The following is a 14187-nucleotide window of genomic DNA, read 5'->3' as shown; positions in this document are numbered from 1 at the left end:
ATTCATGAAATCGCACAGGCGGAACAGCCGCTGGAACCGGTGAGGGGTAAGAGAGTCGCACCGGAACAACACGCGCAACTGCGAAGCCGATTTCTTCGATCAATTTATGGTAAATATAACCGCCGAAAATATTGATAAGAATTCGTAACCGGTTGCTAGCGCACCTATCCGAGAAGACCAAAAAAATGAAAATGAATTCGCTTTGCTGCGCAATGGCAGCCCTTACGCTTTCTGCATGTGGCGGCGGCGGTGGTAGCGACAACAGCGCGCCGGTCAATTTCGTCCAGCCCGATACATCCGGCGGCGTGGCTCAAGGCTTTTATAGCGGCACCGATAATGCGGGCGACGTCGTTACCGGCATCGTCCTCGATACGGGCGTGTATTACTTCCTGTACGTCAATCAGACGTCCAACACACTGGGTCTTGTCCAGGGTACTGCGAGCCGCGCGAATGGGCCGCTGAATTCGACAGACGCGCGCAATTACGTCATCGGCCTGAATAGCGTGACGCCCGATAACATCGCGTTCTCCCTAGTGGCGCAAAGCAGTTTGAACGGCACGATCACACCTGTTGCTTCGGGTAGCACAACAGTCACTTTCACGACTCAATACAGCACGGTCTACGACCAAACCCCGAACCTCGCAGCCATCGCGGGAACCTACACGGGCGTGGCGGGATCGATCAAAGGCGGAGAATCCGTGTCGGTCACGATTACGCCTGCAGGTGCGGTATCGGGGCTCGGCACGAGTGGTTGCGTCTTCACGGGCACCGTGGCGCCGCACGGTTCGAAGAATGTCTACGACGCAACCGTCACGTTTGGCGGCGCGCCTTGCCTGTCGCCGAACAAAACGCTGACGGGCGTGCTCGCCGTCAATGACAACACAATACTCGCAGCAGCACCGCTCGCCGACCGTAGCGATGCATTCGTGCTCGCTGGCTCCAGGTAATCGTGCCAAGGGGCGAAGCTTGACTAAGCTCCTTGCACATACTTTTCCAGTCCCGTGGCCAAAGCGGCAAACGCGACCTTGCAACTCGGGTTATCGCGAAGGTCTTCGTGCATGGCGAGCCATGTGTCGAGCTTGAGCGATATCCGCTTTGGGAAAAGCCGCACGAGAGCCGGATTGTTCCGCGCAAGACCGATCTGGCAATAGCCAATGCCAAACCCCGCCCTCAGCATGGCGAGCGACGCGAGGTCGCTGTCGGTGCGCAATGCCAGCGACTCGCGGTGCACGTCGGGTAACTTAGTTTTCATGCTGCGGATAAAAGCGGTTTCCTTATCAAAGCCGATCAGCGCGTGACCAGCCAGGTCATCGATTCGTGCAGGCCTGCCGCGCCGCGCCAAGTAGTCCTTATGCGCGTACATGCCGAGCTCCACATCGCCGATACGGCGCGCGATCAGCACGCCCTGGCTGGGCCGCTGCATCCGCACTGCAATATCAGCCTCACGCTGCAACAGATCCTCTATACGATTGGACGACATCAATTCGATGGTCAGTTCGGGATAGGCCGCGTGCAGTTCCGTGATGATCGCAGGCAGGACCTCGACCGTGATCACGTCGCTCGCAGTGATGCGGATGGTGCCGCGCACTCCTGCTCCCTGACTCGATGCCGCGCGCAACAACGCCGTGCTCGTCGACTCCAGCGCCTCGGCGTAAGGGCGTAACGCAAGCGCTTCCTGCGTCGGGCTCAAACCCTGTTGCGTGCGGATGAAGAGCGCATAGCCCAGCGCTGTCTCGAGCGCATCCACGTGACGGCCCACTGTAGGCTGCGTCAGGCCGAGCGACCGTGCGGCGCCCGACAAGGAGCCCTCGCGCAGCACCTCAAGAAACGTTCGATAAAAATCCCAGCTCAACGCATTCTCGATCATACAAAAATGTATATCCGTTCCACTATTTTCGACAATTTCATTTAACCACGATTCGCGCAAGAATGGTCGTCAATCGAAGAACACAACAGGAGTCGAAGATGAGCGAAAGCCGGATCGCATTGGTGTTGGGCGCAACAGGTGGCATTGGCGGAGAAGTGGCGCGGCAACTCGCCGGGGAAGGCTGGCATGTGTGCGCGCTGCATCGCCAGCCTGCAAAGCTGACCGCACGGGACGAACGTTTCGAGTGGCAACAAGGCGATGCAATGAACCGCGACGAAGTCGTTGCGGCGTCCCACGGCGCGCAGCTTATCGTTCATGCGGTCAATCCGCCCGGATACAAGAATTGGACGGCGCTGGTCCTGCCGATGATCGACAACACCATCGCAGCGGCGCGGGCGTCAGGCGCGCGGATTCTTTTGCCGGGCACCGTCTATAACTACGGACCCGACGCGCTCCCGTTACTAAGCGAGACGTCGCCTCAGAATCCAGTCACGCGCAAGGGTGCAATCCGTGTCGAGCTGGAACGGCATTTGAAGAACGCAAGCGCCGATGGCGTGCGCAGCCTTGTCGTGCGTGCCGGCGATTTCTTCGGGCCCGGCAGCACGGGTAATAGCTGGTTGTCGAGCGCTTTGGTGAAACCAGGCAAGCCTGTACAGAGCATGTTTTATCCGGGCAACCGTGGCGTTGGACATCAGTGGGCGTATGTGCCGGACGTTGCACGAACAATGGTGCGGCTGGTTGAACGCGAACGGACGCTTCCGGACTTCGCCACTTACCAGATGCTCGGGCATTGGGACGCCGACGGCACTCGCATGATCGATGCAATCAAGCATGCGACCGGCCGCCCAAATATCAAGGTCCGCGCTTTTCCGTGGTGGGCGTTGCCCGCTATTGCACCGTTTTCGGAAACATTCCGGGAGCTGCTCGAAATGCGCTATTTGTGGAAAGAGCCTGTTCACATGAACAATACAGCGTTGCTGAACGTGCTTGGCGAAGAACCGCACACGCCTTGGGACGAAGCGGTCAGGACCACTTTGGCCGCTCTGAGGTGTCTATAGAAGAACCTTACGCTAGAAAGCGTGCTTTGCAGGATCAAGCAAGAACGCACGACGAACGGGCTACCGGTGAAGCATCGCCGCGTGTTCCCATGGAACTCCGATCATCGAGGAGCACATCATGCAGACAACCTGGTTCATCACCGGCGCAAGCCGTGGACTCGGCGCAAACATCGCAGAAGCCGCCTTGCGAGCCGGCGACCGCGTGGTCGCGACGGGCCGCAAACGAGAGGATGTCAGTGCACGCCTCGGGCAGGACAGCGAGCAATTGCTCAGTCTCACTCTGGATGTCGCCGATGCAACCCAGGCGCAAGCCGCAGTCGATGCAGCGATAAAGAAGTTCGGCACGATCGATGTGCTGGTGAACAACGCCGGCTACGGTCATCTGGGTTTCTTCGAAGAGACCACGATGCAGGACGTGCAGGCGCAACTCTCCACGAACCTCTTCGGCACCTTCAACGTCACATGGGCGGCGCTCCCGGTCATGCGCGCTGCTCGGCGGGGTCGCATCTTCAACGTGTCATCGCTTGCGGGCATTCTTGGCGCTGAACTGTGCTCGCTGTATAGCGCGAGCAAGTTTGCGCTCGAAGGTTTTTCCGAATCATTGGCCAAGGAAGTGGCGCCGTTTGGAATGCACGTGACCATCGTTGAGCCGGGTCCGTTCCGCACTGACTTCCTGAAGCCCGAGTCGCTTCGTTTCGGCGATAAACCCATCGCGGATTACGACGAACGACGCGCCACGCTTCGCGCGTCGTTCGAACAACGCAATGGTCAGCAACCAGGCGACCCCGAGAAGCTTGCAGATGCGATGATCAAACTTGCGGGCGAGCCCAAGCCGCCTCTGCGCTTCATTGCAGGTTCGATTGCCGTCAATGCAGCCGATGCAAAACTCGCCGCCATGCAAGCGGAATTGAATCAGTGGCGCGATGTATCGGTGAGCACCGACGGCACTTACTGAACGCGGTTCACTGGCAAAACGTCTAATCTCCCTCATGGAGCGGCCGCCCGGCCGCTTTTTTCACGCGGACACAATATTCCTGCTTGTGGATCGTCAGCAGGTGTATGGAACCGCCGAAGCCGTCAGGCCCGATCATCATCGAAAGCGATAACGAGATCACCGCAACCGTCTTGCGTGAGCGCTCGAAGCTCGGAAATTTTATCCGGCGTCGTGTGCGCGATCCCAGTGACGCCGAAGACATCCTGCAGGATGTGCTGCACGAGTTCGTCCGGGCGTACCGGCTTCCCGAGCCTATCGAACAGGTCAGTGCGTGGCTGTTCCGGGTGGCGCGCAATCGCATCATCGACCGGTTTCGCAAGAGGCGAGAACAGCCGTTAGGCGAAATCGACGATGAAGCCGATGAGGACTACCGGCTCGATCTCGCCCTTCCTGCGCAGGACGGCGGTCCCGAAGCGTCCTATGCGCGCACGGTCCTGCTGACGGCATTGCAGGAGGCGATCGATGAGCTTCCTGCCAATCAGCGCGACATTTTTATCGCTCACGAACTGGAGGGGCGCGGCTTCAAGGAGCTGGCGCTGGAAACCGGTGTGAGCATCAACACGCTGCTCGCTCGCAAGCGATACGCGGTGCTGCATCTGCGCACGCGCTTGCAGCCTGTTTATGACGATCTGGATATTTGAGGAGAAAGGCAATGCGTTTCGGACTGAAGATATTGGCCAAGGTGGTGTTGGCATTCGTTGCGGTCGCCGCTTTGGGGTGGCTTGTCATGACCTTGTGGAACTGGGTGGTTCCGGCGTTGTTCATCGGCGCCCGGGCGATAGATTTTCCGCATTCGCTGGGGTTGATGGTGTTGAGCCGGATTCTGTTCGGCGGCTTTCGGGGGCATGGCGGAGGATGGCGCGGACGCCGGCAATGGCGGCGCTGGGAACAGATGACGCCCGAGGAACGCGAGCAATTCAAGAGCCGGCGGTGTGGGGTTCGCAAGCCCCGCGAGGCTGACAGCGTATGAGCGCCGTTCTCGCGTCATCGGCGAACTGCAAGCAGGCGCCGGGTGTCATCGTCCCGGTGGTGAATCTGAAACGTTGCGAAGGCAAGGCCGATTGCGCGGTGGTCTGTCCGGAAAACGTGTTCGTGATCCGTCAAATCGATACAGCGGACTACGCGCGCCTGGGCCCGCTGAACAAGCTCAAACTGCGCGTCCATGGAATGAAGGTCGCTTACACGCCCAACGAGGACGCGTGCCGCGCATGCGGTTTATGCGTGACCGCTTGCCCTGAGCGGGCAATCACGCTGGCGAGAAAGACCTGAACGCTCAAGGCTCCACGGATGCCCCACAGTGCGTAGTGGCCTTTGATAACGACGTTGTACCCCGTGCTAGCATGCCTGCAAACAAACTCAGCGGCTGAGCGCGTGCCTGCTGAGCGCGCGCCTGCTGAGCGCGCGCCTGCTGAGCGCGCGCCTGCTGAGCGCGCGCCCGGGTTTCTACCGAGTCGAATCTGCCATTGCACGGAGGTGTTCAGATGACCACGATCACAGATTTGTCCGTCAGGGACATCCGCTTTCCCACCTCGCGATCGCTCGATGGGTCGGACGCAATGAATGCGGCGCCGGACTATTCCGCCACCTACGTCATCCTCGAAACCGATTCACCCACGAAGCTCGATGGTCACGGCCTCACGTTCACCATAGGACGCGGCAACGAGATCTGCGTGGCCGCAGTGAAGGCGCTTGCGCCGCTGATCATCGGCAAGAAGCTCGAGGACATCACGGCAAACATGGGTGACTTCTGGCGCGGTTTTACATCGGATAGCCAGTTGCGCTGGATCGGTCCGGACAAGGGCGCGATCCACCTTGCAACAGCCGCGGTCGTCAACGCCGTATGGGACCTGTGGGCGAAATCCGCGCAGAAGCCCGTGTGGAAACTGCTCGTGGATATGAGCCCCGAAGAACTCGTGCGCTGCCTCGATTTCCGCTACGTCACGGACGCGCTCACGCCCGAAGAAGCACTGGCAATATTGCGCCGTCACTCGCCGACCCGTGCAGCACGCGAGCAAGAAATGCTGGCTGATGGCTATCCGGCGTACACCACGTCGGCAGGCTGGCTTGGCTACGACGATGAAAAGATCCGCCGCCTCGCGCGCGAAGGCGTGTCCCAGGGATGGACGCATTTCAAGCAGAAGGTCGGCGGCAACATAGAAGAAGACATCCGCCGCGCGCGCATTCTTCGCGATGAAATCGGCGCCGATCGCAAACTGATGATGGACGCCAACCAGGTCTGGGACGTCGACGAAGCCGTCGCCAACATGCGCCGCCTGGCGCAGTTCGACCCATGGTGGATCGAAGAGCCCACGAGTCCCGACGATATCCTCGGCCACGCCGCGATCCGTAGCCGGATTGCGCCCATCGGCGTCGCCACCGGCGAGCATTGCCAGAACCGCGTGATGTTCAAGCAATTGCTGCAGGCGGGCGCCATCGACTTTTGTCAGATCGACAGTTGCCGGCTAGGCGGCCTGAACGAAGTGATCGTGGTGTTGCTGATGGCCGCCAAGTTCGGCGTGCCGGTGTGTCCGCACGCGGGCGGCGTGGGTTTGTGCGAGTACGTCCAGCATATTTCCATCTTCGATTATGTCTGCGTGTCGGCGTCGCTGGATAGTCGCGTGCTCGAATACGTCGATCATCTGCACGAGCATTTCGTCAGCCCGGTCGTTATCCGCAATGGCCGATACATGCCGCCGGACTCAGCCGGCTATAGCATCGAGATGCATGCCGCTTCGCTAGATCGATTCCATTTCCCCGATGGCGAGGGATGGGCCTAAGTCGGGCATAAGTGACACGCGGTTTAATATTCCGATCGGAGCGATCGTGAATGCGGCCAGAGAATTTTGGCACGCTATCATTCGAGCGCTATCGTGATCAGCCAGGTCTCTTGCTCGGTCCGGCACCCAAAACTCAAAGACGGAATATCAATGCGAGCACTGATAAAGGCAGTCTTCGGCGACGAACAAGGCCACATGCGCCAAAAGATCTTCAGCCTTTATGCCTTACTGATTGCCTTCAATGCCGGCGCCTGGATCTGGGCCTTCGTCGCATTCCATCACTACCCGCTGCTGCTCGGAACAAGCCTGCTTGCGTACTCGTTCGGCTTGCGTCACGCGGTGGACGCCGACCATATTGCGGCTATCGATAACGTCACGCGCAAACTCATGCAGGACGGCAGGCGTCCTGTCACCGTGGGTTTGATGTTCTCGCTGGGACATTCGACGGTAGTCGTGCTTGCATCGGTGGCGATCGCCGCAACGGCCATGGCGCTGCAGACACGCATGGCGGAGTTCAAGGAGATCGGCGGCCTCATTGGCACGCTGGTTTCCACGTTCTTCCTGTTCGCCATCGCGATCATGAACCTGGTCATTCTGCGCGCGGTAATTGGCGCCTTTCGTCGCGTGCGGCGCGGCGAGCCCTATGTGGATGAAGACTTCGACTTGCTGCTCGCGAATCGCGGTTTCTTTGCGCGCATCTTCAGGCCGCTGTTTCGCCTGATCACGAAAAGCCGCCACATGTACCTGCTTGGTTTCCTGTTCGGCCTCGGCTTCGATACCGCCACCGAAGTCGGTTTGCTCGGCATATCGGCCGCGGGCGCGTCGCAAGGCTTGCCGATCTGGTCGATCATCGTGTTTCCCGTGCTGTTCACCGCAGGCATGACGCTGATCGATACCACCGACAGCATCCTGATGCTCGGCGCTTATGGCTGGGCCTTCGTCAAGCCCATTCGCAAGCTCTACTACAACATCACCATCACCACGATTTCCGTGCTCGTCGCGCTGCTGGTCGGGAGTATCGAGGGCCTGGGGTTGCTTGCGGACAAGTTGCAACTTGGCGGATGGTTCTGGAATGCGGTCGGCAGCCTCAACGACAACTTCGGCATGATCGGCTACGTGATCGTTGGCGTGTTTGCGGCGAGCTGGCTGGTCTCAGCCGCGGTGTACCGCTGGAAACGGTTCGACGAGCTCGAGACGTAATAGCGCTTATAAATATAATCAAGCCCAGGCAAGTTCCATGAACACGCTGCAGAGCGCTTCCATGCCTTGAGCATCGTCGGCATCGAAGCGATTCACAATGGGACTATCCACGTCCCACACGCCAACGAGCGTCCCGTCCTTCGCAATCAACGGCACCACGATCTCCGATTGAGACGCCGAGTCGCACGCAATGTGTCCGGGGAACTCGTGGACATCGCGCACAACCTGCGTCTCGCGGGTTTGTGCGGCGGTCCCGCAAACGCCTTTGCCAAGCGCGATACGAACGCAAGCCGGTTTCCCCTGGAACGGACCGACCACGAGTTCGGCGCCATCGAAGAAATAAAAGCCGCTCCAGTTCAGGTCGGACAGCGTGTGATAAACGAGCGCCGAGAAATTCGCGGCATTGGCGATGCGATCGGTTTCATCGGCGAGGAGCGAGCGGGCCTGCGCAAGCAGTTCCTGATATTGCTCGGCTTTGGAGCCGGTAGTGGGCTGGATTGTCAGCGACATAAGATGCTTCTTGGATGGATGCTGGACATTTCAACATATCACAGCGGACCGGTATCGGCAGGGACGCCGAACGCGACGGCGGCTTCGTAACCATCGACATCATCGAGCCACGCGAAGTCGAACCCCGGCGGAATGCGCCCGTTCGCCAGATCGATGGACTTCAAGCCGTCGCCAATTCCAATCCCCGCGCCCGTTGCCTTGAGCAACGCTTCCTTGGCAGTCCAGCATCGATAAAACTCGCGCACAGCCGTTATTCCTGGCGCTTCCTCGTTCACGCAAACCGCGTCCAAGAGCGTGCGCCAGTCAAGCGCCGGATTCGCTTCTTCAATGTCCACGCCGACCGCTCGCAGCGTCGATACCGCAATCAGGACACGCTGGCCCGAATGCGACACGTTGAAGGAAACGTGTGGAAAGGCTGCAAGCGCTGGTCGTCCGTGAGCGCCCACCTCGAACTCGAGTTGCGCCGGATCGCGCGCCACGCGCTCGCCTAGAATCGCGCGCAGAGTCGTTCGCGCGACCGCGAACCGCACGCGATCCTCGAGCCGCTTGTAACGCGCCGTCCGCTCCCGTTCGTCCGCGCTGAGAACGCGGTTCACGCAGGCCGAAGTGTCGGCGAGCTCCACGTCAACGCGCCATAACGCAATATCGGAGGGCCATCGGCCAAGATTGGCGAGCAGGGTGGGCATCGGTCGGAAGGAGAAAAAAGCAGCGTTATCCAAAGCCGGAAGTATAAGGTCTTGCCGTGACAAAATTCTGGTATTGAGAATCATTTGCAATTAGCGTGATTTTTGGCCATCATGGACGCCTTCGGAAAGCTTTGGACATTTCCCATGGAAACCATGACCCATGCTGGCGCCGATGCGTTGCAGCTATTGATGACGCGCCAGTCACACTGGCCGCTCACCGAGCCGGCGCCCGATGACGCGCAACTCAGGCAGATCTTCGATGCCGCCCTGCGCGCGCCCGATCACGGCGGTTTGCGCCCGTGGCGCTTTGTGCTGATCCGTGGCGACGCGCGTTTGAAACTCGGCGAAGTGCTGGTCGACCTCGCGTCTTCGCGCTCGCCCGGCGAACCGCGCTCGGCGCACGAACACCGCGGCGGGCGTGCGCTGGCGGCGCCTGTGGTGATTGCGCTGGTGGCATCGATCACGACGCGAACCAAGGTGCCCGAAGTCGAGCAGTTGCTGGCCGTCGGTGCTGCCGCCATGAACATGCTGAACGCCGTCCACGCGTTGGGCTTCGGCGGCTTCTGGGCAACCGGCGCCGACAGCTACGAACCCGGCATGCACCGCGCGCTCGGACTCGCTGATACGGATCGGCTGCTTGGCTTCCTGTTCGTCGGCACACCACCTGAAGGCACGCGCGAAATCGCGCGCCCTTCCAGCGACGCCTACGTCACCGAGTGGTTCGAGGCAAGCGTCCAGAGCACGGACTGACTATGGCAAGCCCTGCTCTGACTGACATTTCGCGCCCGGACCGGCCCCGTGATGTCCAGCCTGTGAAGCGCGTCGATCACGGTCCGCCGCCGCAGTTCATGCCATTGCGCATGAACGAAACCCTGTCGATGGAACCGCGCGTTCCGCCGAAAGGCGAAGTCTTCGTATTCCGTTTCCGAAGCCAATGGCAGCGCATCAGCGCGCACGATGCAGCAACGTGGCTCACGCAAGACGAGACGCGCCGCGCCGCGTTGCTGCCAAGTCCCGCATTGCGATACCGCTATATATCGAGCCGCGCAGTGCTTAGGCTGGCCGTCGCGCGCCTGCTTGGCTGCGAGCCGAGCGCGGTCGATCTTCGGGACGATGCGAAAGGCCGTTTGCTCGCCCAGGCGACCGGAACCAATACGGTCCTGTGCGCGGATATAGGCTCTGCGGGCGTATGGATCATGCTCGCCATCAGTGCAGCGCAGGTAGGGCTCGGGACATCGCTGCCATCGTTCGGATCGGGCTCGGACGCTCCTTTGTCCGATACCGCCAGCCCCCTGCCCTTCGGCAGACAGCGGGCGCGTGACAACAGCTTGCTGAGCGCGGCCGGTCATCGTTCGGCTACTGATAGTCCCGACAGCGCCGACGACCTCGCCGCAAACGGAGCATGGTACGTGTTCGACTTGCCCATGCCCGGACAACTTTGTGCGTCGATCTGCAGCTTGACGCCGATAAACACCATCCACGCGTTTGGATGGAGCAAGCGCAACGAAAACGGCCGATAACCTCCGTTCATCCGCACAGCATCCGCAGGTCCGCATAATGACGGCCGAACTGGTCCAGACAAATAGTTGTTTTGCTAACTATCCTGTGCTTTAATGCCTCCATGTTCGATCACTGCCTCTACTTCAACTCCGCTGCACTTGCGCGCCTCGTGGAACGCGAGTGGACCGCCGTGTACGCTGAATTCGGCCTCACGCCGCCACAAGGATTCGTGCTTCGGGTTGTCCTCGCCACGCCCGGCTGCCTCAGCAGCCAGGTGGCGGACATTCTTGGAATAGCGAGGCCGACTGCCACGCGGCTTATCGACAGCCTGTGCGAAAAACAATTGGTCGAGCGCATTCAGGCGAAGACCGATGGCCGCGAGTGGACAGTCAGTGTGACCGCGGCAGGCCGTGCGCTCGACCGCCCGATCAACAACGCCAGCGCGCGAATTGCCAGAACCCTGCGCGGAAAGATCGGTCCGGAATTATTCGAATCCGCCGTCACATCGATGCACGAAGTGAGAAAAGCGCTGGCATGACCTCCGCCAATTTTTGGTCGTCAATAGTTGTCTTGCTAACCATTAACAGGAAAAAAGTGAACCATGATTCGCACCGCATGGCTGGCATGAAGAGGACCCATTCATCGATAACATGGCTTGGCGCCACCATTGCGATCATCGGCGTGGCGTTGTTGCTCGCTGGAATCAGGATGGCAGTGCCAAGCGCCCGCGTGAATACCGCGCGGTGCCTTGAAGCCTATGCGCATGACCAGAATCGCAGCGTTGAAGGACTGCTTCGTGACACTGCGTTGCATGCGTCGCTTATAGAGGCGACAACCCTTTGCTCACAGTAGAAACGAGCAAAGCGCTCATACGCGCAACCAGAAACCTGCTTAAGCACCCACCAGGAAATCGGCACGATTCTTATCGGCGATCCAGTGTGGCGCGCGTCCTCGCCCTGACCATGTGGCGCCAGTCGTTGTGTCGCGGTATTTAGGGGCGGTGACGGTTGCAACGGGCGCCTTTGCCAGAACGCTGTGTCCCATCAACTCGGACAGCGAAATCTTGTATTCGCCCATTTTCGCGACTATCTCCGCGAGAACGATTTCAGCCTGACGTTGCCGCGCTACTTCCAATTGATCCTGCAGCGCTTCGCGCTGCGCAAGCAGTTCTTTGAGGGTGGGCATTTCACTTTGCATTATAAAAATTGTTGTTCAAAAGCACTTTGATGTTCTCGGGCGCAGCACCGGATATGCCAGTGCGAAACCATGTCGAGGATTGCAGGACTGTTCCGCTGCGATATTTCAATGCGACCCGGTTAAAACCGGAAGGTCAGCTTTGACCCGAGTATTCCCGCCCCAATTTGGCAGCAAACTCTTGATCAGGCGCGTGCCAGGAAATGCCGGCAGAGGAAGAAGTCTGGGAAGCCGCGGGACGGCTTTGCGCCTCTTCGTTGCAGCGGGGTCAAGTGTACGCGTTTTAGTCGGCGGCGCGCGGGATGGCGTCGCATTGACGCTATTAAAGCATAAGAACCGCCTTCGTGATAATCCCCTTTTGTTGTCGCGACGCTGAAAGGTTTCGATAAAGCCCCGAGACTAAGGACTTATTTCAATGTTTTGGATAATCAATGTTCACCGTCGCACTTAGAGATTTGCCAGCTTTTCGATAATCAAATCAAGCAAAGCCCGCAATCTTGCGAGACGGCGCAGGTCGCGGTGATAGCCAAACCATACGTCGCGTCCGGGCGGCGCTTCACCCAGGTCGATCCGCTGAATGCCCGGCGTGGTGTCGCCGAGCGGACATGGCAGGACGGCCAGCCCCGCGCCCTGCGCGCACATCTTCGCCTGCGCGTCGCGATTATTGCTGCCGAACGCCAAGTGAGCATGCGGCAATGTGCGTCGTATCCAGTTGACGTCGGGCAGCGTACCGAACGCGCTGTCCATGGTGACAAGTCCGTAGCCCTTACCGTCGCCGGCGCGGGGCGGGGGTTCATCGGCGGGACCGTAGAGCGCGTAGTTCATGTGCATGAACTTTCGCTGGATGACGTCTGCCTCTTCGAACGGCGTGATACGGAATAACAGGTCGGCATCGCGTCGCGCAAGACTCAAGCGGCGGGAATCCGTGACGAGTTCAATGCTGACCCTCGGATGCGCCCGCAGGAACTCGGCGAACACCGGCGTCAGGACGTGAACGCCGAACCAGTCCGACGACGATACCCGCAACACGCCTGTGAGATGCGTCTCCTTGCCAGCAAGCGAGCGCTCGAACGCGAGCGCGTCCTCCTCCATTCGCTCCGCGTGCGCGAGCACGGCAGAGCCTTCGTCGGTGAGGATGAAACCGTCGGCAGTGCGCTGGAACAAGGTCTGTCCGATCGCTTCCTCGAGCGCGCGAATCCGCCGTCCCATGGTCGGCTGTGTCTGCCCCGCCTGCCTCGCCGCCGCGCTGAGCGTGCCGGTGCGCGCAATCGCGAGGAAGATCCGTACGTCGCTCCAGTCCATTCTTCCTCATGCAAAAATGTTTAGCCCACGTGCAGTAACGTCGATTGCCGTACTTTCCCGCATGGACGAACATGAATCAAGCAAATTCATTCGCCTCGGAGAGAAACATCATGGACATGCAAGTTCTGGTTCTGCAGCGCTATAACGGACCGCTCGAACGCACGGTGCTTCCCCAGCCCGTCCCGCAAGCGGGTGAAGTGCTGGTGCGCATCAAGGCCGCGGGGCTCAACCCGCTCGATACGAAGATCCGTGCCGGCAGCGCCGCTCACGCGAAGCACCCGCTGCCGCTTGTCCTGGGTATCGATATGGCTGGTGTAATCGAAGCTGTCGGCGCAGGCGTGTCGCAGTTCAAGCGCGGCGATGAAGTTTATGGAATGACCGGCGGTGTCGCGGGAATCCAGGGCTCGCTCGCCCAGTTCGCCGCCGTCGATGCGCGGCTGATTGCGCTGAAACCAGCGAATCTGTCCATGAAACAAGCAGCCGCACTGCCGCTAAGCTTCATCACGTCGTATCAGGGAATCGTCGACAGAGCGCGTGTGCAAGCCGGTCAAACCGTGCTGGTGCAAGGCGGCGCTGGCGGCGTCGGGCACGTTTCGGTTCAGCTTGCGCGGGCGTTGGGCGCTCAGGTTTTCGCCACGGTCAGCGAGGCGGACGTGGCGCTGATGCAACAGTATGGGGCGACGGGCATCGATTACCGGACGTTTTCCGTCGAGCAGTACGTGAAAGCGCACACGAACGCAGAGGGATTCGACGTGGTCGCGGATACCGTCGGCGGCGCCACGCTCGATGCGTCGTTTGCAGCGGTCAAGCAATTCGGGCACGTGGTCAGCGCGCTCGGCTGGGGCACGCATTCGCTCGCCCCGCTGTCGTTTCGCGAGGCGACCTATTCCGGCGTATTCACGCTCGCACCGCTTCTGACGGGCAAGCACCGCGAACATCATGGCGAGATCCTGAAGGTCGCGACTGCACTTGCTGAAGAAGGAAAGCTCGTGCCGAAACTGGATCCGCGCACCTTCGACCTGGACAGCACCGAACTCGCCTACCAGTCGATGACCGACGGCACCGCCAACGGAAAACTCGTGGTCGATATCCGCTGACG

18 protein-coding genes are annotated in these 14187 nt (G+C 60.0%); 13 read left to right on the top strand and 5 right to left on the bottom strand.

Annotated features, from left to right (window positions below):
- Positions 1-185 precede the first annotated feature (185 nt).
- On the top strand, positions 186-947 hold the full coding sequence (locus tag AXG89_RS37045; RefSeq protein WP_075360141.1) for a hypothetical protein: 762 nt from the start codon (positions 186-188) through the stop codon (positions 945-947).
- 23 nt (positions 948-970) lie between these two features.
- Here the strand turns inward: AXG89_RS37045 and AXG89_RS37040 are convergent, their stop codons facing one another.
- Positions 971-1867, bottom strand: coding sequence for a LysR family transcriptional regulator (locus tag AXG89_RS37040; protein ID WP_075360140.1), 897 nt, complete (start codon positions 1865-1867; stop codon positions 971-973).
- Between the two features lie 98 nt (positions 1868-1965).
- Here AXG89_RS37040 and AXG89_RS37035 point away from each other — a divergent pair, with 98 nt between their 5' ends.
- From AXG89_RS37035 to AXG89_RS37000, 7 genes are all read left to right on the top strand, one after another.
- A complete protein-coding gene (locus tag AXG89_RS37035) occupies positions 1966-2925 on the top strand; it encodes an SDR family NAD(P)-dependent oxidoreductase (RefSeq protein WP_075360139.1) in 960 nt (319 codons plus the stop codon).
- 118 nt (positions 2926-3043) lie between these two features.
- Entirely contained in the window at positions 3044-3880 is an 837-nt protein-coding gene (locus AXG89_RS37030; protein ID WP_075360138.1) for an oxidoreductase, read from the top strand.
- Positions 3881-3984: 104 nt separating this feature from the next.
- A complete protein-coding gene (locus AXG89_RS37025; protein WP_062001139.1) occupies positions 3985-4560 on the top strand; it encodes an RNA polymerase sigma factor in 576 nt (191 codons plus the stop codon).
- Between the two features lie 11 nt (positions 4561-4571).
- Positions 4572-4889 carry a hypothetical protein gene (locus AXG89_RS37020; RefSeq protein ID WP_075360137.1) on the top strand — a complete coding sequence of 106 codons (318 nt, stop codon included), beginning with the start codon at positions 4572-4574 and terminating at the stop codon, positions 4887-4889.
- Positions 4886-5188 carry a 4Fe-4S binding protein gene (locus tag AXG89_RS37015; protein ID WP_075360136.1) on the top strand — a complete coding sequence of 101 codons (303 nt, stop codon included), beginning with the start codon at positions 4886-4888 and terminating at the stop codon, positions 5186-5188. The genes AXG89_RS37020 and AXG89_RS37015 overlap by 4 nt, the downstream gene beginning before the upstream one ends.
- Positions 5189-5400: 212 nt before the next feature.
- Entirely contained in the window at positions 5401-6696 is a 1296-nt protein-coding gene (locus AXG89_RS37005; RefSeq protein WP_075360135.1) for an L-fuconate dehydratase, read from the top strand.
- Between the two features lie 150 nt (positions 6697-6846).
- Entirely contained in the window at positions 6847-7896 is a 1050-nt protein-coding gene (locus AXG89_RS37000; protein ID WP_119024791.1) for a HoxN/HupN/NixA family nickel/cobalt transporter, read from the top strand.
- Positions 7897-7914: 18 nt separating this feature from the next.
- On the opposite strand, the gene AXG89_RS36995 is transcribed toward AXG89_RS37000, so the two are convergent.
- Together AXG89_RS36995 and AXG89_RS36990 are read right to left on the bottom strand one after the other, a co-directional pair.
- Positions 7915-8406: a GAF domain-containing protein gene (locus AXG89_RS36995; RefSeq protein WP_075360133.1), complete on the bottom strand. Its 492-nt coding sequence runs from the start codon at positions 8404-8406 to the stop codon at positions 7915-7917.
- A gap of 38 nt (positions 8407-8444) precedes the next feature.
- Positions 8445-9092 carry a 4'-phosphopantetheinyl transferase family protein gene (locus tag AXG89_RS36990; protein ID WP_075360132.1) on the bottom strand — a complete coding sequence of 216 codons (648 nt, stop codon included), beginning with the start codon at positions 9090-9092 and terminating at the stop codon, positions 8445-8447.
- Between the two features lie 144 nt (positions 9093-9236).
- Between AXG89_RS36990 and AXG89_RS36985 the strand changes: the two genes are divergently transcribed.
- The 4 genes from AXG89_RS36985 to AXG89_RS36970 all read left to right on the top strand — a co-directional run bounded on the left by AXG89_RS36985 (position 9237) and on the right by AXG89_RS36970 (position 11444).
- Positions 9237-9842 carry a nitroreductase family protein gene (locus AXG89_RS36985; protein WP_075360353.1) on the top strand — a complete coding sequence of 202 codons (606 nt, stop codon included), beginning with the start codon at positions 9237-9239 and terminating at the stop codon, positions 9840-9842.
- 2 nt (positions 9843-9844) lie between these two features.
- Complete coding sequence (locus AXG89_RS36980; protein ID WP_075360131.1) at positions 9845-10612, top strand: hypothetical protein; 768 nt, start codon at positions 9845-9847, stop codon at positions 10610-10612.
- 101 nt (positions 10613-10713) lie between these two features.
- Positions 10714-11130, top strand: coding sequence for a MarR family winged helix-turn-helix transcriptional regulator (locus AXG89_RS36975; protein ID WP_075360130.1), 417 nt, complete (start codon positions 10714-10716; stop codon positions 11128-11130).
- Positions 11127-11444, top strand: a complete 318-nt coding sequence (locus AXG89_RS36970) for a hypothetical protein (protein ID WP_075360129.1) — start codon at positions 11127-11129, stop codon at positions 11442-11444. Before AXG89_RS36975 ends, AXG89_RS36970 begins: the two co-directional genes overlap by 4 nt.
- A gap of 39 nt (positions 11445-11483) precedes the next feature.
- On the opposite strand, the gene AXG89_RS36965 is transcribed toward AXG89_RS36970, so the two are convergent.
- Together AXG89_RS36965 and AXG89_RS36960 are read right to left on the bottom strand one after the other, a co-directional pair.
- Entirely contained in the window at positions 11484-11777 is a 294-nt protein-coding gene (locus AXG89_RS36965) for an H-NS histone family protein (protein WP_062001149.1), read from the bottom strand.
- Positions 11778-12233: 456 nt separating this feature from the next.
- Positions 12234-13088 (bottom strand): LysR family transcriptional regulator, encoded by an 855-nt coding sequence (locus AXG89_RS36960; protein WP_075360128.1) that lies wholly within the window; start codon positions 13086-13088, stop codon positions 12234-12236.
- A 110-nt stretch (positions 13089-13198) separates the two neighbouring features.
- On the opposite strand from AXG89_RS36960, the gene AXG89_RS36955 reads away from it, so the two are divergent.
- Positions 13199-14185 carry a zinc-dependent alcohol dehydrogenase family protein gene (locus AXG89_RS36955; RefSeq protein ID WP_075360352.1) on the top strand — a complete coding sequence of 329 codons (987 nt, stop codon included), beginning with the start codon at positions 13199-13201 and terminating at the stop codon, positions 14183-14185.
- Positions 14186-14187: the final 2 nt, after the last annotated feature.

Source organism: Burkholderia sp. PAMC 26561, from assembly GCF_001557535.2.
Classification (GTDB): Bacteria; Pseudomonadota; Gammaproteobacteria; order Burkholderiales; family Burkholderiaceae; genus Caballeronia.
The sequence above is the reverse complement of the archived record's forward strand: the minus strand, read 5'-3'. Positions and strand labels throughout refer to the sequence as shown.

Coding starts and splice junctions, on each gene's coding strand:
- AXG89_RS37045 (WP_075360141.1), top strand. CDS start 186: ATGAAAATGAATTCGCTTTGCTGCGCAATGGCAGCCCTTACGCTTTCT.
- AXG89_RS37040 (WP_075360140.1), bottom strand. CDS start 1,867: ATGATCGAGAATGCGTTGAGCTGGGATTTTTATCGAACGTTTCTTGAG.
- AXG89_RS37035 (WP_075360139.1), top strand. CDS start 1,966: ATGAGCGAAAGCCGGATCGCATTGGTGTTGGGCGCAACAGGTGGCATT.
- AXG89_RS37030 (WP_075360138.1), top strand. CDS start 3,044: ATGCAGACAACCTGGTTCATCACCGGCGCAAGCCGTGGACTCGGCGCA.
- AXG89_RS37025 (WP_062001139.1), top strand. CDS start 3,985: ATGGAACCGCCGAAGCCGTCAGGCCCGATCATCATCGAAAGCGATAAC.
- AXG89_RS37020 (WP_075360137.1), top strand. CDS start 4,572: ATGCGTTTCGGACTGAAGATATTGGCCAAGGTGGTGTTGGCATTCGTT.
- AXG89_RS37015 (WP_075360136.1), top strand. CDS start 4,886: ATGAGCGCCGTTCTCGCGTCATCGGCGAACTGCAAGCAGGCGCCGGGT.
- AXG89_RS37005 (WP_075360135.1), top strand. CDS start 5,401: ATGACCACGATCACAGATTTGTCCGTCAGGGACATCCGCTTTCCCACC.
- AXG89_RS37000 (WP_119024791.1), top strand. CDS start 6,847: ATGCGAGCACTGATAAAGGCAGTCTTCGGCGACGAACAAGGCCACATG.
- AXG89_RS36995 (WP_075360133.1), bottom strand. CDS start 8,406: ATGTCGCTGACAATCCAGCCCACTACCGGCTCCAAAGCCGAGCAATAT.
- AXG89_RS36990 (WP_075360132.1), bottom strand. CDS start 9,092: ATGCCCACCCTGCTCGCCAATCTTGGCCGATGGCCCTCCGATATTGCG.
- AXG89_RS36985 (WP_075360353.1), top strand. CDS start 9,237: ATGGAAACCATGACCCATGCTGGCGCCGATGCGTTGCAGCTATTGATG.
- AXG89_RS36980 (WP_075360131.1), top strand. CDS start 9,845: ATGGCAAGCCCTGCTCTGACTGACATTTCGCGCCCGGACCGGCCCCGT.
- AXG89_RS36975 (WP_075360130.1), top strand. CDS start 10,714: ATGTTCGATCACTGCCTCTACTTCAACTCCGCTGCACTTGCGCGCCTC.
- AXG89_RS36970 (WP_075360129.1), top strand. CDS start 11,127: ATGACCTCCGCCAATTTTTGGTCGTCAATAGTTGTCTTGCTAACCATT.
- AXG89_RS36965 (WP_062001149.1), bottom strand. CDS start 11,777: ATGCCCACCCTCAAAGAACTGCTTGCGCAGCGCGAAGCGCTGCAGGAT.
- AXG89_RS36960 (WP_075360128.1), bottom strand. CDS start 13,088: ATGGACTGGAGCGACGTACGGATCTTCCTCGCGATTGCGCGCACCGGC.
- AXG89_RS36955 (WP_075360352.1), top strand. CDS start 13,199: ATGGACATGCAAGTTCTGGTTCTGCAGCGCTATAACGGACCGCTCGAA.